Below are 18,049 nucleotides of genomic sequence, written 5' to 3'. Positions count from 1 at the left end.
TTGCAGCGTCCCCCTCAATCGGACCCACCCCGGCATCCCACGGAAAGCCCGCTTTTGACGTGGCTCTGGCTCTGGCTTTGGCTTTGGCCGTTGCATTGAGCAGGTGCAGGGCTGCAAGCCCTGCCGAAACCCTCCCAACCATGACTGCAGTCACTTGTCCCCACGCCCCGCGCTGGCGAAAGTCGAGGAGTTGACGTGATCGGTCCGGCCCATTGCCAACCGCACGCAAGCGAGAGAGAGAAACGCTGTGCAACGACGTGAGTTCCTGGCTTTTTCCGGTCTGGGCCTGGCGGGCCTGCTGCTGCCGCATTCCCGTGCCATCGCCGCCGAGCAGCTGCTCGCCCCGGTCGATACCGCCCAGCGCAGGCGCCTCGCGGACGTGGCGCTGGCCGCCGCACGCACCGCCAAGGCCAGCTACTGCGATGTCCGCATCGGCCGCTATCTCAACCAGTCGGTCATCACCCGCGAACACCAGGTCGGCAATGTGACCAACCGCGAGTCGTCCGGCGTGGGCGTGCGCGTGATCGTCAACGGCGCCTGGGGCTTCGCCGCCACCCATCAGCAGACCGAGGCCGCCGTGCGCGCCGCAGTCGAGCAGGCGGCCGCGATCGCACGCGCCAACGCCAGCATCCAGACCCGGCCGGTGCAGCTGGCGCCGACGCCGTCGGTCGGCGAGGTGCGCTGGCAGACCCCGATCCGCAGGAACGCAATGGCGGTGCCGATCCAGGACAAGGTCGAACTGCTTCTGGCGCTCAACGCCGCCGCGCTGAATGCGGGTGCCGACTACATCAATTCCACCCTGTTCCTGGTCAACGAACAGAAGTACTTCGCCTCCAGCGACGGCTCGTTCATCGACCAGGACATCCACCGCATCTGGCTACCGTTCACCGCCACCGCCATCGACAAGGCCAGCGGCAGGTTCCGTACCCGCGCCGGCCTGTCCTCGCCGATGGGCATGGGCTACGAGTTCCTCGATGGCGATGCGAGTGGCAAGGTGCAGCTGCCCGGCGGCATCACCGCCTACCGCGATTCCTACGACCCGGTCGAGGACGCCATCGCGGCCGCCCGCCACGCGCGCGAGAAGCTGAAGGCGCCGTCGGTAAAGCCCGGCAAGTACGACCTGGTGCTGGACCCGTCCAACCTGTTCCTGACCATCCACGAGAACGTCGGCCACCCGCTGGAGCTGGACCGCGTGCTCGGCTACGAAGCCAACTACGCCGGCACCAGCTTCGCCACACTGGACAAGCGCGATGCCGGCTTCCGCTGGGGCAGCGACATCGTCACCTTCTTCGCCGACAAGACCCAGCCGGGCAGCCTCGGTGCGGTCGGCTACGACGACGAAGGCGTAAAGACCCAGCGCTGGGACCTGGTGCGCGACGGCATCCTGGTCGATTACCAGGCCACCCGCGATGAAGCCCATATCCTCGGCCGCGATGCATCGCATGGCTGCAGCTACGCCGATTCCTGGTCCAGCGTGCAGTTCCAGCGCATGGCCAATGTCTCGCTGGCGCCGGGCAAGCAGCCGCTCAGCGTCGAGGACATGATCAAGGACGTGGAGAACGGCATCTGGATCCACGGCCGCGGTTCGTATTCGATCGACCAGCAGCGCTACAACGCGCAGTTCGGCGGCCAGCTGTACTACCAGATCAAGGACGGAAAGATCGCCGGCATGGTCGAGGATGCGGCCTACCAGATCCGAACGCCGGAATTCTGGAATGCCTGCACCGCCATCTGCGATGAACGCGACTTCCGCCTGGGCGGTTCCTTCTTCGACGGCAAGGGCCAGCCCGGCCAGGTCTCGGCGGTCTCGCACGGTTCGTCCACCACCCGCTTCAACGGCATCAACATCATCAACACCGCGCGCAGTCTCGGCGCTTGAGCCACCCATCCTTCGACATGGAGAGCAGCCTTGCAAAGACGTGACTTCCTGGCCCTGACCGGGCTTACCGCGGGCGGGCTGATCGTGCCCTCCTTCTTCGGCAAGGTGATCGCCGCCGAACAGCTGCAGAGCTCGCTGGACCTGGGGCTGAAGAAGCGCCTGGCCGATGCGGCGCTGGCCGCCGCCCGCCAGGCCGGCGCCACCTACTGCGACGTGCGCATCGGCCGTTACCTGCGCCAGTTCGTGATCACCCGCGAGGACAAGGTGCAGAACGTGGTGAACACCGAGTCCACCGGCGTGGGCATCCGCGTGATCGTCAACGGTGCCTGGGGCTTTGCCGCCACCAATGCGCTGGGTACGGGCGATGTGGCCAAGGCCGCGCAGCAGGCGGCGGCGATCGCCAAGGCCAATTCCGGCGTGCAGACCGCGCCGGTGCAGCTGGCCAAGGCGCCGGGCGTCGGTGAGGTGAGTTGGCGCACGCCGATCCGCAAGAATGCGATGGAGGTGCCGATCAAGGACAAGGTCGGCCTGCTGCTGGACGTCAACGCCGCCGCAATGGGCGCCGGTGCCAGCTTCGTCAACTCGATGCTGTTCCTGGTCAACGAGCAGAAGTACTTTGCCTCCACCGACGGCTCCTACATCGACCAGGACGTGCACCGTATCTGGGCGCCGATGACGGTCACCGCCATCGACAAGTCCAGCGGCAAGTTCCGCACCCGTTCGGGCCTGTCCTCGCCGATGGGCCTGGGCTACGAGTACCTGGATGGCGCCGCCGCAGGCAAGGTGGTCGGCCCCAATGGCGTGGTCAACTACAGTTCTTCCTACGACATGAAGGAAGACGCCGTCGCCGCTGCCAGGCAGGCGCAGGAAAAGCTGAAGGCACCGTCGGTGAAGCCGGGCAAGTACGACCTGGTGCTCGACCCGTCGCATACCTGGCTGACCATCCACGAATCGATCGGTCACCCGCTGGAGCTGGACCGCGTGCTTGGCTACGAGGCCAACTACGCCGGCACCAGCTTCGCCACCCTGGACAAGCGCGAACAGCATTTCCAGTACGGCAGCGAACTGGTCAACATCTTCGCCGACAAGACCCAGCCGGGCAGCCTCGGCGCGGTGGCGTACGACGATGAAGGCGTGAAGTGCAAGCGCTGGGACCTGATCAGCAACGGCAAGCTGGTGGACTACCAGACCATCCGCGACCAGGCCCACATCCTCGGCAAGACCGAGTCCGACGGCTGCTGCTATGCCGACTCGTGGTCCAGCGTGCAGTTCCAGCGCATGGCCAACGTGTCGATGGCACCGGGCAAGAAGCCATTGAGCGTGCCGGACCTGATCAAGGACGTGGAGAACGGCATCTACATCATCGGTGATGGTTCGTTCTCGATCGACCAGCAGCGCTACAACGCGCAGTTCGGCGGCCAGCTGTTCTACGAGATCAAGAACGGCCAGATCACCCGCATGCTGGAAGACGTGGCCTACCAGATCCGCACGCCGGAGTTCTGGAACGCCTGCACCGCCGTGGCCGACGAGCGCGACTACCGCCTGGGCGGTTCGTTCTTCGACGGCAAGGGCCAGCCGGGCCAGGTCTCGGCGGTCTCGCACGGTTCGTCCACCGCGCGCTTCAACGGCATCAACGTCATCAACACCGCACGCAGCCTCGGCTGATCGGTCAGGAGCCCTTACACCATGAGTATCTTCACCGAAGCCCAGGCCAAGGCCATCCTCGACAAGGTCATCGCCCTGTCCAAGGCCGACGAATGCACCGCCGTGCTGGCCGGCGCGATCGACGGCAACATCCGTTTCGCACTGAACAATGTCTCCACCAGCGGCATCGTCGACAACACCGAACTGGCGGTCACCGTTGCCTTCGGCAAGCGCGTCGGCACGGCCTCGATCAACGAGTTCGACGATGCCGCGCTGGAACGCGTGGTGCGCCGTGCCGAAGACCTGGCCCGCCTGGCCCCGGAAAACCCGGAGTTCATGCCGGCCATCGGCAAGCAGAGCTACCGCGCCAGCCCCACCTTCAGCGAATCCACTGCCGCGATCGATCCGGCGTTCCGTGCCAAGGTTGCCGCAGATTCAATCGCGCCGTGCCGTGGCCATGGCCTGATCGCCGCCGGCTTCCTCGAAGACGGCCAGGGCTTCCAGGCCACCGCCAACAGCAACGGCAACTTCGCCTACCAGCGCACCACCAACTTCAATTACACCTGCACCGTGCGCACCGAGGATGGCCGTGGTTCGGGCTGGGTCGGCCGCAACCTGAAGGATGCGGCTGACTTCAAGGCGGACCAGGACATCCGCATCGCCATGCGCAAGGCCACCGAGTCGGCCGAAGCCAAAGCGCTGGAACCGGGCAAGTACACGGTGATCCTGGAGCCGGCTGCGGCGGCCGGCCTGATCAGCTTCATGATGAATTTCTTCAGCGCACGCTCGGCCGATGAGGGCCGCAGCTTCCTGTCCAAGAAGGGCGGCGGCAACAAGCTGGGCGAGCAGGTCTACGACCCGCGCGTGACCATGATCGCCGACCCGTGGCACCCGGACGCACCGGTGCTGCCCTGGGACAACGAGGGCCTGCCCCGCGAGCGCATGGCCATCATCGAGAACGGCAGGATCGCCAACCTGGACTACTCGCGCTTCTGGGCGCAGAAGCAGGGCAAGACCGCCAAGGCGTCGCCGGGCAACCTGCTGATGAGCGGTGGCGACAAGAGCACCGCCGAACTGGTTCGCGGCACCCAGAAGGGCATCCTGGTCACCCGCACCTGGTACATCCGCATGGTCGATCCGCAGACCGTGCTGCTGACCGGCCTGACCCGCGACGGCACCTTCTACATCGAGAACGGCCAGATCAAGCATCCGGTGAAGAACTTCCGCTTCAACGAATCGCCGGTGATCATGCTCAACAACATCGAAGAGCTGGGCAAGCCGGTGCGCGTGGCCGGTGATGAATCCAGCTACGTGATGATGATCCCGCCGATGAAGCTGCGCGATTTCACCTTCACTTCGCTGTCCGACGCGGTCTGATGGATCGCCGGGCCTGCCTGCGCTGGTTGGCCGCTGCCGCTTCGGCGGCGGCGCTGCCAGCCTGGGCACAGGCAGGCCCGCGCAGTTCGCGCTACGACTTCTGGTTCACCCGCCTGCAGTACGACTCCGGTGACTGGGATGTGGACGCGCGCATGCCGTCCAACCTGATCACCTCGCTGATCGACTACACCTCGCTGCGCGTGGACCCGCAGGAACACGTGGTGGCGCTGGCCGACCCACGCATGCTGGAAGCGCCGTTCTGCTACCTGGCCGGGCACACGCTGGTGGAGTTCAACGCCGCCGAGCGGCAGAACTTCGTGCGCTACGTGCGCAATGGCGGCTTCGTCTTCGTCGACGACTGCAACCACGATATCGACGGCCTGTTCGCTACCTCGTTCGAGGCGCAGATGGGTCGCCTGTTCGGGCCCAGGGCATTGCAGAAGCTGCCCAACAGCCACCCGCTGTACCGCAGTTTCTTCCACTTCCCGGATGGCCCGCCTGCCACCAGCTTCGAACTCAACGGCTGGGGCGACGACCTGGTGCACGACTACCTGAAGGGCATCGAGGTCGACGGCCGCCTGGGCCTGCTGTACAGCAACAAGGACTACGGCTGCGAGTGGGACTACGACTGGCGCAACAAGCGCTTCCTGGCCGAAGACAACACCCGCTTCGGCGTCAACATCGTGATGTACGCGTTGAACAACTGATAGGACCTGCACGCCCATGACCTCCCCCGACCTCGATTCCCTGCTGCCGCGCCTGGATGAGCTGCGCGCCGCGCTCGCACGCGCCGTGGTGGGCCAGAACGCCGTGGTCGAGCAGCTGCTGATCGGCCTGCTGGCCGGCGGCCACTGCCTGCTGGAAGGCGCACCCGGGCTCGGCAAGACCCTGCTGGTGCGCTCGCTCGGCCAGGCACTGGAGCTGCAGTTCCGGCGCGTGCAGTTCACCCCCGACCTGATGCCCAGCGACATCCTCGGCACTGAGCTGCTGGAGGAAGACCACGGCACCGGCCATCGCCACTTCCGCTTCCAGCAGGGCCCGATCTTCACCCACCTGCTGCTGGCCGACGAACTCAACCGCACCCCGCCCAAGACCCAGGCCGCACTGCTGGAAGCGATGCAGGAACGCACGGTCAGCTACGCTGGTACCACCTACGCGCTGCCCGCGCCGTTCTTCGTGCTGGCCACGCAGAACCCGATCGAGCAGGCCGGAACCTACCCGCTGCCGGAAGCGCAGCTGGACCGCTTCCTGCTTCACGTGCTGGTGGATTACCCCAGCGAAGACGAGGAACGGCAGATCCTGGAACAGACCACCGGCGGTGCCACCGACGCGGTGCCGAAGGTGATGGATGCCGACGCGGTGATCGCGCTGCAGGCCGCGGTGCGCCAGGTGCATGTCAGCCCGGATGTGCTGGCCTGGATCACCCGCCTGGTGCGCGCCAGCCGGCCCGGCGACGGTGCTCCGGCGGCGATCAACCAATGGGTGAAGTGGGGCGCCGGCCCGCGTGCCGGCCAATCGCTGGTGCTGGCAGCGAAGGCACGCGCACTGCTGCAGGGCCGTTTCGCCGCCACCCGCGAGGACGTGCAGGCGCTGGCCGCGCCGGTGATGCGCCATCGCCTGCTGCTGTCGTTCGCCGCCGAGGCCGAGCAGAAGCGTGCCGACGACGTGGTCGCCGCGCTGCTGCAGGCCGTGCCCTTCCCGGGTTGAGCCACGCGTGAACGCAGGTACGCCGTTGACCCTGCCGCCGGAACTGCGTGCGCGCCTGCGCCTGCTGCGGTTGCGGCCGCGCCTGGCCAGCGGTGCCAGTGGCATCGGCCAGCACGCCAGCCGCAGCCGCGGTGCCGGCCTCGAATTCGCCCAGTACCGTGCCTACGAACCGGGAGACGAACTCCGCCAGATCGACTGGAAGCTGTATGCACGCTCGGACCGCTTCTTCGTGCGCGAGTCCGAACGGGAAAGCCCGATCACGGTCTGGCTGCTGCTAGACGCCACCGCTTCGGCCAATCAGGCGGATCGCGCGGCACCGCAGCACTCGCGTCTGGACCATATGCGTGGCGTGGCCGCGTGCCTGGTTGAGCTGGCCTTGCAGCAGGGTGACCGTTTCGGCCTGCTGGCAATCAATGGCGATGGCCTGCAGCTGGTCCCCGCGGCGAACGGCGCACGCCAGCGTGATCGCGTGCATCTGCAACTGCATGCCCTGCAGGCGCGCGGCGCCTGGCCTGCGGCCGATCGCCTTCGGCCGCTGTGGGAGCGCGTGCGCCCGGGCGACCTGCTGCTGGCAATCGGCGATGGCTTCGACGATGCCGGCATCGTGCTGCTGGAACAACTGGCCAGCGCGCGCCGCGAAGTGGCACTGCTGCAGATCCTCACCGCCGACGAGCGCGACTTCCCGTTCGACGCCGGCCACCGCTTCCGCGATCCGGAGACCGGCGAGGAACTGCTGGGCGATGGCGCGGCGATCCGCGCTGACTACCTGCAGCGCTTCGCCGACGCACGCAGCGCATTGCATGCGCGCCTGCAGGCCAACGGGATTGCCAGTGCCACCGGCTGGCTCGACCAGCCGCTGGACCAGGCGCTGCAGGCGCTGTTTGGCCGTGGGGGCGATGCATGACCCTGCTGTTCCCGCTCGGCCTGGCCGCGCTCGCTGCAGGGTTGCTGCCGCTGCTGATCCACCTGGCCCGCCGCCATCCGTACACGCCACTGGATTTCGCCGCGCTGCGCTGGCTGCGCGCGCAGATACGGCCACGCCAGCGCATCCGCTTCGATGACTGGCCGTTGCTGCTGGTGCGCCTGCTGTTGCTGGCCGCACTGGCCCTGCTGCTGGCACGACCTGTGTTGACTGGCCCGACTGCGCCTCCCGCTGCATGGACCGTGGTAGCGCCGGGACTGGATGCTACGACCCTGCGTGGAACGGCCGAGGATGGCAACTGGCACTGGCTGGCACCCGGCTTTCCCGCCATTGATCAGGCACCCCCTGCATCAACCGCCTCCCTGCCCAGCCTGCTGCGCGAACTGGACGCGCAGCTGCCCGTCGGCACCGCATTGACCGTGCACGTTCCCGATCCCCTGCCCGGCCTAAATGGTGCCCGCCTGCAGCTGTCGCGCGACGTGCAGTGGCACACGCAGCCGATGCCGGTCACTGCGCAACCGAGTGCCGCGACGTCGCCGCGCCTGCGCGTGCACAGCGATGCTTCGGCCACTGCCCAGCGCTGGTTGAACGCACTGCAGCGCGCGTGGGGCGTGCAGGCACCGCTTGCTCCGCTGCCGGCGGATGCCCTGCCGGAGCGCGGTGAGATCGGCGTATGGAGCCGCAGCGATGCACTGCCGGCGAACTGGCAGGCGTGGCTGCGCGGCGGCGGTCGTGTCTTGACTGCCGGCAAGCCTGCTGCCAGCGCCAGCATCCTGCTGCGCGATGCCGAGGGCGCACCGCTGCTGTGGCAGCAACGCATCGGCCACGGCTATCTGCTGGCGCTGCCGGGTGGCTGGAATGCCGCCAGCAACCCTGCGCTGCGCGATCCGCGCCTGCCACGTGCCCTGCTGCTGGCGCTGCAGCCGCCTACGGCCCCGCGCCTGGGCGATGCACGTGACCAGGCACCGCAGCGGGCTGCATCGCCTGCTGCACCACCACCGCTGCGTGAGCCCACGCCTTGGCTGTTGCTGGCCGTCGTGCTGCTGTTCGCGCTGGAACGCTGGATGGCCAGCAGCGCCCGGCGCAGGGTGGGCGCATGAATGCCCTGCAACACGCCTGGCAACGCGCGCGCCGCCGCCGTGCGCTCATCACCCTGCTGCTGTGCCTGCCGTGGGCGCTGGCCGCAACGATACTGGCCCTGCGTCTGGCAGGCTTCGATATCGCCTGCGTCGTCGGCACGATCAGCCTGCTCGCGTGTGCGGCCTTCGCCACTGCACGTGCCCGCCAACTGGACCGGCAGTGGCTGCAGCGCCAGCTCGATGGCAGTGGTGCCAGCGAGGACAGTGCCGATCTGCTGTTCGCCGATGCCGCCACGCTCAATCCGCTGCAGCAGCGCCAGCGTGTGCATGTGCTGGCCATGCTGGAACGCGCGATGCCGGAGCTGCGTCCGCGCTGGCCGCGTGGGGCACTGGCGCTGTACTGGATCGCAGGCCTGGCCATTGTTGTGCTGGCATTCGGCTGGCCACGTTCCAGCCCCGGCTCCGTGCCTGTCCGCACGCCGACGCCTGGCAGCGCTGCTGCTGCGGGCCCGCTGCGGCTGCAGTCCACCCGCCTGCGCATCGACGCGCCGGCCTATACCGGCCAGGCCACGCTCACCCAGAATGCGCTGGATGCGAAGGTTGCCGCCGACAGCCGGCTGTCCTGGTCCCTGCGCTTCGACCGCGCCCCGGACAAGGCGTGGCTGCAGTTCCACGATGGTCGCCGCTTGCCACTGAGCGAGCGCGAAGGACAGTGGCAGGCGCAGGATGTGGCACGTATGCCGCTGCTGTACCGCGTGGTGAGCGAACCGGCGCTGGCAGAGACCCGCCTGCATCGGCTGGATGTGGTGGCCGACCGTGCACCCAGCGTGCGCGTACTGGAGCCCACGGCCAGCCTGGTGCTGGGCACGCCGGGGCAACGGCAGTGGGCACTGCGCTTCGAGGCCAGCGACGATTACGGTGTCGCGGCGCAGGCAACGCTGTCGATCACCACTACCCAGGGCAGCGGTGAGAACATCACCTTCGTGAAGCGCAGCGTCACGCTTGCCGGCAGCGGCGAAGCCACCGCGCGGCGTTTCGCCCACACCCTTGATCTGGCTGCGCTGGGCGCGCAGCCTGGCAACGATGTGATCGCCCAGCTGGAAGTACGCGACAATCATGCACCCACGCCGCAGACCGGGCGCAGCAGCAGCGTGATCCTGCGCCTGCCCAGCGCCGAAGTCGCGCTCGGTGCAGAGCTCGAGGGCCGCATCAAGAAGACCCTGCCTGCGTATTTCCGCAGCCAGCGGCAGATCATCATCGATGCCGAAGCGCTGATCCGGCAGCGACGCAGCCTGGCCGCCGAGGACTTCGTGAAGCGCAGCGATGCGATCGGTGTCGACCAGCGCATCCTGCGCCTGCGCTACGGCCAGTTCCTGGGCGAGGAAAGCGAAGGTGCGGCGAAGCCGCCGCCGACCAGCGACCTGCCCACCAGCGATGCGCCGACCGCAGACGGCCACGACGACGATCACGAACACGACCATGGCGCGCAGGCCGGCGCGCAAGACGACCATGGCCACGATCATGGCAGTACAGCCAACGCAGATATCCCGCCGGTGTTCGGCAGCGAGACCGACGTGCTTTCCGAATACGGGCACACCCATGACCACGCCGAGGCGACCACCCTGCTCGATCCGCAGACCCGCGCCACGTTGAAGGCCGCGCTGGACCAGATGTGGTCGGCCGAAGGCGAGCTGCGCCAGGGCCGCCCGGAGCAGGCGCTGCCATTTGCCTACAAGGCGCTGGGCTTCATCAAGCAGGTGCAGCAGGCCGAGCGCATCTACCTGGCCCGGGTCGGGCCGGAGCTGCCACCCATCGATGAAAGCCGCCGGCTGGGCGGTGATCGCGCCGGACTGGCCAGTCGTGAACTGCCGTTGGCCGCGCGAACCCCGCCGGACCCGGCCATCGTTGAAGCCTGGCAACGCCTCGGTGATGACAACGGCGCACCGGATCTCGATGCGCTGGCGGCCTGGCAGCAGCGCAACGCCGCCTACCTGCCCGATGCACTCGATCTGGCTGCGGCCATCGAGCAGCTGCGCATCGAGCCCGACTGCGGCGACTGTCGCCAGCGCCTGCGCGCACAGTTGTGGCGGGCGCTGCAGCGTCCGCTGCCACAGGCGATGCGGCGCAGTGCCGCCGATGCGATGGGCCAGCGCTACCTCGACGCGCTGGAGGCGCAGCCATGAACGCCTCCGCTGTGAACCTGTGGATTGCACCGGCACTCGCCCTGATCGTGGTCATCGCCAGCGTGCGCCAGCTGCGTGCGGACACTGCGCACCCTGGCCACCGGTGGGTCGTGATCGCACTGCAGATCATCGTCGCCACGCTGCTGTATTTCTGCCTGGCGCCCCCCACCCGCCAGCAACCCACAGGCGGGCTGGTCGTGCTTGGCGTCGATGCGGGCAAGGCCGGCGCACTCCCGGCCAGCGAAGGCCCGCTGTTGCTGTTGCCGGAAGCTGCCGATGTGCCCGGCGCACAGCGCGTTCCCGACCTGGCCACCGCGCTGCGCCAGCATCCGGCCGCCACGCTGACGCTGGTCGGTGCGGGCCTGGTCGCACGTGACCGCGACGCGTTGCTGCCGCCGGATGTGCGTTGGCAGGCTGCACCGGAGCCGCGCGGCTGGATCGCGCTGCAGCCGCCGGCCGATGTCGCACCCGGTGCCCGCTTCGACGTGCAGGCACAGGCGCGTGGCGCGGCCAAGGCGAAGGCCGAACTGCTCGACCCGGCCGACAGCGTGGTCGATCGCACGGAGGTTGCCGACGACGGCCGCGTGCAGCTGAGTGGTGTCGCCCGCGCCGAAGGCCGCAGCGTGTTCCAGCTGCGCCTGCTCGATGCCGACGGCCATGTGGTGGACAGCGTACCGGTGCCGCAGCAGACCCTGCCGTCCGCACCGCTGCGCCTGCTGGTGCGCGCCGGCGCGCCGGGTCCAGAGCTGAAGTACCTGCGGCGCTGGGCAGCCGATGCAGGCATCCGTGTGCAGGTGCGGGCGGATACCGGGGCCGGACTCAGCATCGGCGATGGCGCGGTGTCGATCGATGCAGCATCGCTCACGCGCAGCGATCTGTTGCTGCTGGACGAGCGCAGCCTGGCGGCATTGAGTGCGGGCCAGCTGGCCGCCGTGCGCCAGGCGCTGCGCGATGGACTGGGCGTGCTGGTGCGCAGTGCGGGCGCACCTTCGGCCAGCGCGCGGCAACGCCTTCGCGATCTGGGCCTGCCAGTGCAGGGTGATGGCAGCAGCCACCCCCTCGAACTTCCCGGCGATGGCGAAAGCGCGGTCCTCGCCGCACGCCGTGGCCCGCTCGCCGCTGGCACATTGCCGACCGGCTACGGCGAAGAGGCCGACCGCAGCTCGCACAGTGCCGCGCTGCCTTCGCTGGAAGCACTGGCGTTGCAGGCGCCGGGCAGCAACGCGCTGCTGCACGATCAGGGCGGCCAGGCCGTCGGCGGCTGGCGCGCGGTCGGCAAGGGCCGCATCGGCCAGCTGCCGCTGACCGACAGCTGGCGCTGGGTGCTGGCAGGCCGCGATGACCGCCACGGCGAACTGTGGAGCGACGTGGTTGCCACGCTGGCACGCGCGCAGGGCAGCGGTGATGCGCTGTGGTCACCACAGCCCATCAGCTGGGCAGGCGAACGGCAGGCGCTGTGCGGCGTGCAGGCGCCGCTGCAGGCCTTCAACCCGCGTGGCGACAGCGTGCCGCTGATCGCCGATGGTGCAACGTCGGCGCTGCGCTGCGCCGGCTGGTGGCCCCGTGAGGCAGGCTGGCAGCGCCTGCAGCATGGCGACAGTATCGTCTGGCGCTATGCATTCGACCCGAAGGACGCACCTGCACTGCATCGGCAGGCAATGCTCGATGCGACCACGCAGGCGTTGGCCTCCAGCACGTCGGCGAACGCGTCGGTGATGCAGCCCGTGCCGGGCTCGCGCTGGCCGTGGTGGCTGGCGTTCGTGTTTTGTGCATCGCTGCTGTGGTGGCTGGAACGGCGGCGCTGACCCGGGGTCGGATCCCTTTCGCCCGCGAAAGGGCTCTGCCCCCCTCCGTCAGGCGTCCTTCAACGCTTGCCCGCGCGCCGGTACACGCCATTGAAGCGCACGTTCATGCCACCGCATTCGCTGTTGTCGGCCACGATCAGCACCTCGCCCAGCGAATGCACGCGTACCTTGCAGGTATCCTCGACGAACTCGACGTCGGCACCGCGCGGTGCGGCGCGCGCTTCCACCTGGCCCATGTTCGGTCCGTAGGGACGCTGCTCCGGCGTGGGGTTGGCGGAGGGCCAGTAGGCGTCCCCCTCCACATGCAGTTGCCCACCCTGCACGGTGATGCGCAGGCCGTTGTCGCCGTCCTTCCAGTTGCCCGCCCAGTCCTGCAGCGACGGCACGGCCACCGGCAATGGCTGCAGCTTGCTGCGGTCCACCCAGCCGGCACTGCCACCCACCCTGTTCGGGAAGAACGCGCAGCGATAAGCGCCCAGGTCGCGCCCGGTCACCACCGTATCGCCGTTGACCACATAGCTGCGCTGTCGGCAGGCCGGTTCGCCCTTGGCCGGGCAGCCGTCCATGTCGCCAAGCAGGTACAGGCGCGGTGCATCGACCACCCGCGCCAGTGCGAACCGGCTCTGTTCGGACGGGAACGCGCCATTGCGGCAGGCGCCGTCATCGGCGATGCCGGAAGCGAAGGCGGAGGCCGGCAGCAACGCGGCCATCAGGCAGATCGAACGCAGGAACATGGCAGCACTATTGGTGGGGAAGCCGGCAGGATATACCGGCCTACTTCACCGGCGACGCATCACCCGCACCTTGCTCCTGGGAGAACCGCAGCGCACGCTGCTGCTGTTCGGCACTCAGCTCCGGCGGTGGCCGCGCCACCGCGGCCTGGATCTGCGAAGGCCCGCCGGTGAGTTTGTTGATCCCCTTGGCCGCCGCCATCACACCCTTGACCACGCCCATCATGATGTAGCCGCCGCCCATGCTCACCTGCTCCGGCGATGGCGGTTCGCTCCAGTCACGGCTGAAGCGGTTGTCGCCGAACTTCACCGGGTTCTTGAAGCGGTAGAGATCCAGCGGCTCGTCTTCCGGCTTGAGCGCACGCACTTCGCCGAGGGTGGTGACGTTGTCCTGCGGCAGAGCGGTGGAGATCGGTGCGGTGGTTGCCGCCGAAGCATCCACCGGGGGAACGGGCGTCGGATCGGGCACCGCCACCGGCGTGGCCTGCTGCGCCTGCGCGATGCCGGCCAGCAGCATGCCGGCCAGGAGGGCTCCCTGCGTTCCACGTCGTGCCACAGCCATCCACCTGTTGGTTGCGTCCAGCGCCCAAGGATACGGATGCCGGCTTCAGATTTCGTTGCTGCACTGGCAGCTGTTCAGCCAGGGGAGATGCGGCGACGCCACGGGACGCGGGCACTGAACGGTTCACGCCCTCCGTGTGCGGTGTCTCACATCGTGAGACGTGAGTGTGGTGCCATGTGACCCCTCGCAATCCGTCCCGGCTCCATCTTCCATGGCCTACGAACTCGCCAAGCGCACCGCCGATGCCGAGCAGAAGCTCGCCACGCGCGACGGCCTGCCCGCCCGCGACGGCGCCCTGCTCAGCGCGCGCCTGCAGCGCCGCTACCAGGACCGCATCACCGGCAGCTTTGCCATTCCCGGCCGCGAAGGCCGCTATGCGCCCATTCCCGATTCAGTTCCGCCTGCCCTGGCCGCCGCCCTGAAGGCGCGTGGCATCGAACTGCTCTACAGCCACCAGGCCGAAGCCTGGGAGGCCAGCCAGCGCGGCGAGCACGTGGCCATCGTCACCCCCACCGCCAGCGGCAAGTCGCTGTGCTACACCCTGCCGGTGGTCAGCGCGGCAATGCAGGACAAGGCCAAGGCGCTGTACCTGTTCCCGACCAAGGCACTGGCCCAGGACCAGGTGGCCGAGCTGCTGGAACTCAACCGCGCGGGCGATCTGGGCGTAAAGGCCTTCACCTTCGATGGCGACACGCCCGGCGATGCACGACAGGCCATCCGCCTGCATGGCGACATCGTGGTGTCCAACCCGGACATGCTGCACCAGGCCATCCTGCCGCATCACACCAAGTGGGCGCAGTTCTTCGAGAACCTGCGCTACATCGTCATCGACGAGGTACACACCTACCGTGGCGTGTTCGGCAGCCACGTCACCAACGTGCTGCGCCGGCTCAAGCGCATCTGCGCGTTCTACGGCGTGCAACCCCAGTTCATCCTGTGCTCGGCCACCATCGGCAACCCACAGGCGCATGCCGAGGCGCTGATCGAGGCCCCGGTGACTGCCATCACTGAATCCGGTGCGCCCAGCGGGCCGAAACAGGTGCTGCTGTGGAACCCGCCGGTGATCAATCCGGACCTGGGCCTGCGCGCCTCGGCACGCTCGCAGAGCAACCGCATCGCGCGCATCGCGATCAAGTCCGGGCTGAAGACCCTGGTGTTCGCGCAGACACGTTTGATGGTGGAAGTGCTGACCAAGTACCTGAAGGACATCTTCGACCACGATCCGCGCAAGCCGCCGCGCATCCGCGCCTACCGCGGTGGCTACCTGCCCACCGAGCGGCGCGAGACCGAGCGCGCGATGCGTGCCGGCAACATCGACGGCATCGTCAGCACGTCGGCGCTGGAACTGGGCGTGGATATCGGCAGTCTGGACGTGGTCATCCTCAACGGCTACCCCGGCAGCGTGGCGGCCACCTGGCAGCGCTTCGGCCGCGCCGGCCGCCGCCAGCAACCCGCACTGGGAGTGATGGTGGCCAGCTCGCAGCCGCTGGACCAGTATGTGGTTCGCCACCCGGACTTCTTCGCCGAGGCCTCGCCCGAGCACGCGCGCATCGCGCCGGACCAGCCGCTGATCCTGTTCGACCATATCCGCTGCGCGGCCTTCGAGCTGCCGTTCCGGGTCGGTGATGGCTTCGGCCCGATCGATCCGGAGGTGTTCCTGGAAGCGCTGGCAGAGACAGAAGTGATCCACCGCGAAGGCGAGCGCTGGGAATGGATCGCCGACAGCTATCCGGCCAACGCGGTCAGCCTGCGTGCGGTGGCCGACGGCAACTTCGTGGTGGTCGACCGCAGCGATGGCCGCCAGCAGATCATCGCCGAGGTCGATTATTCCGCCGCCGCGCTCACCCTGTACGAGGGCGCCATCCACATGGTGCAGTCCACCCCGTACCAGGTGGAGACGCTGGACTGGGACGGCCGCAAGGCCTACGTCACCCGCACGCATGTGGATTACTACACCGACAGCATCGACTTCACCAAGCTCAAGGTGCTGGACCGTTTCGATGGCGGCGTGGCCGGCCGTGGCGATTCGCATCATGGCGAAGTGCACGTGGTGCGCCGCGTGGCCGGCTACAAGAAGATCCGCTATTACACCCACGAGAACATCGGCTACGGGCCGGTGAACCTGCCCGACCAGGAACTGCACACCACTGCGGTGTGGTGGCAGCTGCCGCAGGCGCTGCTGCTGCGCGCGTTCGCCAGCAAGCAGGATGCGCTGGATGGCTTCCTCGGCGCCGCGTATGCACTGCACATCGTCGCCACCGTGGCGGTGATGGCCGATGCGCGCGACCTGCAGAAGTCGGTGGGCAACGGCGATGGTTCCTGGTTCGCGATCGCCGACCAGAGCGGCCGCGGCCAGCTGCGCGGCAGCGAGGGCGATCCCGGTGGGGTGGAGCTGCTGCAGGAGTTCGTGCCCACCGTGTACCTGTACGACAACTTCCCCGGCGGCGTCGGCCTCAGCGAACCGCTGTGGCAGCGCCAGGCCGAACTGGTGCAGCGCGCGCGCGAACTGGTGCAGCGCTGCGACTGCAGGGCCGGCTGCCCGGCCTGCGTGGGCCCGGTGCTGGCCGCGCAGGAAGACGATGAGACTTCGCCGCGCGCGCTGGCGCTGCGTGTGCTCGACCTGTTCGATGCCGACGCCTGCCAGCACGTGCCCGACGTGGTGGTGACCACGCGCGACCCGATGGAGCTGCTGGCACCGTGAGCCTGAGCCTGGACAAGCTGCGCCTGCTGCGCCGGCAGGCCGGCGACCCGAAGGCGAGCACACCGGCCGCGCCGGACCTGCCCCCTGCGCCACCGGCACCCGTGGCCGCGAACGATGCGCGGCAACCACCGGCCGAACGTTCGGTGTTCGCCTGGGTCGAACAGGAGATCCGCCACAAGCCCACCGGCGCTGCGGTCTCCACACCGGCACCCGCACCGCTGCGTCGGCCGGAAGTGGGCGGTCTGCATCGCCTGCTCGGCCTGCGTTCGCGCGGTGGAGCCGCGCCGGCACGCGCCAGCGCGCAGGATCGTCAGCTGCCCGGCGAGGAGATCGCGCCGGGCCTGTTCCTGATCGAATCGCTGCAGCCGCAACCAATCCCGACTGCCCCGCTGTCATTGGCCTTCGCCAAGCGCGAGGACCAGCACGTAGCTGCGCGCGACCTGCTGTTCTTTGATACCGAGACCACCGGCCTGGCCGGTGGCACCGGCACGCGTGCCTTCATGATCGGCGCGGCCGACTGGCACGTGTGCCCGCAACGTGGCGAAGGCCTGCGCATCCGCCAGCTGCTGATGTCCACCATGGCTGCGGAAGAAGCGATGCTGGCCACCTTCGCCAGTTGGCTGCAGCCCTCCACCGTGTTCTGCAGCTACAACGGCCGCAGCTACGATGCGCCGCTGCTGAAGGCGCGCTACCGGCTGGCGCGCCAACGCGATCCGATCACCGCGCTGGACCATGTGGACCTGCTCTACCCCACCCGTCGCCGCTATCGCGGCACCTGGGAGAACTGCAGGCTGTCCACCATCGAGCGCCAGCTGCTGCGCGTAGTGCGCGAGGACGACCTGCCCGGCTCGGAAGCGCCGGGCGCATGGCTGCGCTTCCTGCGCGGCGGCGACGCGGTGAACCTGCGCCGGGTGGCCGACCACAACCATCAGGATGTGGTGACGCTGGCCCTGCTGCTGCAACGATTGGTGCACGAGGAGCAGCGCGAGCGCGAGACGCTGGCGCTGGTCGGGCAATAGGCCTTGACGCGGCCTGACGGTGGCAGCGGCGACACTGCCGCCACCATCCACGCCTGGAGCCCGACGATGCGCCTCAATCCCCTGGTCCTGCTCGCCATCCTGCCCTTGGCCGCCTGCAGTCATGCCGGCAGCAGCACCTCCCATGATCCCGCGCCAGCGCCCGTGGCCGATGCCGCGCACGAATGCAAACCGGAGGCGCTGGACGCCTTCACCGGCAGGACCGCCGACGAAGCCACGATCAAGAAACTGGTGGCTGACAGCGGCGCGCGCAATGCACGGGTGGTCAAACCGGGCATGGCGGTGACCATGGACTTCCGCCAGGACCGCGTGACCGTGCAGGTGGATGCGCAGAACCGCATCGAGCGCGCCAGCTGCGGTTGATGTTCCCAGGGTAGTGCCGGCCGCTTGCCGGCACCCGCAACAGCCGGCTTCCTGCGGGA

Annotated in this window: 14 protein-coding genes; 12 read left to right on the top strand and 2 right to left on the bottom strand. The window is 68.4% G+C overall.

What is annotated here, in order from left to right:
- Nucleotides 1–247: 247 nt before the first annotated feature.
- Genes O0K41_RS19510 through O0K41_RS19470 form a run of 9 tightly spaced genes read left to right on the top strand, consistent with a single transcriptional unit; the run spans nucleotide 248 to nucleotide 12,596 of the window.
- Nucleotides 248–1,879 (top strand): TldD/PmbA family protein, encoded by a 1,632-nt coding sequence (locus O0K41_RS19510; protein ID WP_049449760.1) that lies wholly within the window; start codon nucleotides 248–250, stop codon nucleotides 1,877–1,879.
- Nucleotides 1,880–1,909: 30 nt separating this feature from the next.
- Entirely contained in the window at nucleotides 1,910–3,544 is a 1,635-nt protein-coding gene (locus O0K41_RS19505; protein ID WP_049449759.1) for a TldD/PmbA family protein, read from the top strand.
- Between the two features lie 21 nt (nucleotides 3,545–3,565).
- The gene (locus O0K41_RS19500; protein WP_049460822.1) at nucleotides 3,566–4,900 is read left to right on the top strand and encodes a TldD/PmbA family protein; all 1,335 of its coding nucleotides are present in this window, start codon (nucleotides 3,566–3,568) and stop codon (nucleotides 4,898–4,900) included.
- Nucleotides 4,900–5,607, top strand: coding sequence for a DUF4159 domain-containing protein (locus O0K41_RS19495; RefSeq protein WP_149500597.1), 708 nt, complete (start codon nucleotides 4,900–4,902; stop codon nucleotides 5,605–5,607). The genes O0K41_RS19500 and O0K41_RS19495 overlap by 1 nt, the downstream gene beginning before the upstream one ends.
- Before the next feature lie 16 nt (nucleotides 5,608–5,623).
- Entirely contained in the window at nucleotides 5,624–6,607 is a 984-nt protein-coding gene (locus O0K41_RS19490; RefSeq protein WP_033834595.1) for a MoxR family ATPase, read from the top strand.
- Between the two features lie 7 nt (nucleotides 6,608–6,614).
- Nucleotides 6,615–7,511 (top strand): DUF58 domain-containing protein, encoded by an 897-nt coding sequence (locus O0K41_RS19485; RefSeq protein WP_049449756.1) that lies wholly within the window; start codon nucleotides 6,615–6,617, stop codon nucleotides 7,509–7,511.
- A complete protein-coding gene (locus O0K41_RS19480; protein WP_164223187.1) occupies nucleotides 7,508–8,629 on the top strand; it encodes a BatA domain-containing protein in 1,122 nt (373 codons plus the stop codon). The genes O0K41_RS19485 and O0K41_RS19480 overlap by 4 nt, the downstream gene beginning before the upstream one ends.
- The gene (locus O0K41_RS19475; protein ID WP_164223184.1) at nucleotides 8,626–10,791 is read left to right on the top strand and encodes a DUF4175 domain-containing protein; all 2,166 of its coding nucleotides are present in this window, start codon (nucleotides 8,626–8,628) and stop codon (nucleotides 10,789–10,791) included. Before O0K41_RS19480 ends, O0K41_RS19475 begins: the two co-directional genes overlap by 4 nt.
- Nucleotides 10,788–12,596: a hypothetical protein gene (locus O0K41_RS19470; RefSeq protein ID WP_164223181.1), complete on the top strand. Its 1,809-nt coding sequence runs from the start codon at nucleotides 10,788–10,790 to the stop codon at nucleotides 12,594–12,596. The genes O0K41_RS19475 and O0K41_RS19470 overlap by 4 nt, the downstream gene beginning before the upstream one ends.
- A gap of 59 nt (nucleotides 12,597–12,655) precedes the next feature.
- Here O0K41_RS19470 and O0K41_RS19465 read toward each other — a convergent pair whose 3' ends face one another.
- Both O0K41_RS19465 and O0K41_RS19460 read right to left on the bottom strand, forming a co-directional pair.
- Nucleotides 12,656–13,330, bottom strand: coding sequence for a hypothetical protein (locus O0K41_RS19465; protein ID WP_099604808.1), 675 nt, complete (start codon nucleotides 13,328–13,330; stop codon nucleotides 12,656–12,658).
- 40 nt (nucleotides 13,331–13,370) lie between these two features.
- Nucleotides 13,371–13,889 (bottom strand): hypothetical protein, encoded by a 519-nt coding sequence (locus O0K41_RS19460; RefSeq protein ID WP_149500595.1) that lies wholly within the window; start codon nucleotides 13,887–13,889, stop codon nucleotides 13,371–13,373.
- Nucleotides 13,890–14,100: 211 nt separating this feature from the next.
- Here O0K41_RS19460 and O0K41_RS19455 point away from each other — a divergent pair, with 211 nt between their 5' ends.
- The 3 genes from O0K41_RS19455 to O0K41_RS19445 all read left to right on the top strand — a co-directional run bounded on the left by O0K41_RS19455 (nucleotide 14,101) and on the right by O0K41_RS19445 (nucleotide 17,990).
- On the top strand, nucleotides 14,101–16,590 hold the full coding sequence (locus O0K41_RS19455; RefSeq protein WP_164223178.1) for a DEAD/DEAH box helicase: 2,490 nt from the start codon (nucleotides 14,101–14,103) through the stop codon (nucleotides 16,588–16,590).
- Nucleotides 16,587–17,609 (top strand): ribonuclease H-like domain-containing protein, encoded by a 1,023-nt coding sequence (locus O0K41_RS19450; protein WP_088435521.1) that lies wholly within the window; start codon nucleotides 16,587–16,589, stop codon nucleotides 17,607–17,609. Before O0K41_RS19455 ends, O0K41_RS19450 begins: the two co-directional genes overlap by 4 nt.
- Before the next feature lie 66 nt (nucleotides 17,610–17,675).
- Nucleotides 17,676–17,990, top strand: a complete 315-nt coding sequence (locus tag O0K41_RS19445; RefSeq protein ID WP_012478704.1) for an I78 family peptidase inhibitor — start codon at nucleotides 17,676–17,678, stop codon at nucleotides 17,988–17,990.
- Nucleotides 17,991–18,049: the final 59 nt, after the last annotated feature.

Origin of the sequence: Stenotrophomonas sp. Sm2128 (assembly GCF_030985535.1) — a bacterium.
Taxonomy (GTDB): domain Bacteria; phylum Pseudomonadota; class Gammaproteobacteria; order Xanthomonadales; family Xanthomonadaceae; genus Stenotrophomonas; species Stenotrophomonas maltophilia.
Note: the sequence above shows the minus strand (reverse complement) of the source record. Positions and strands in the feature narration are given on the sequence as shown.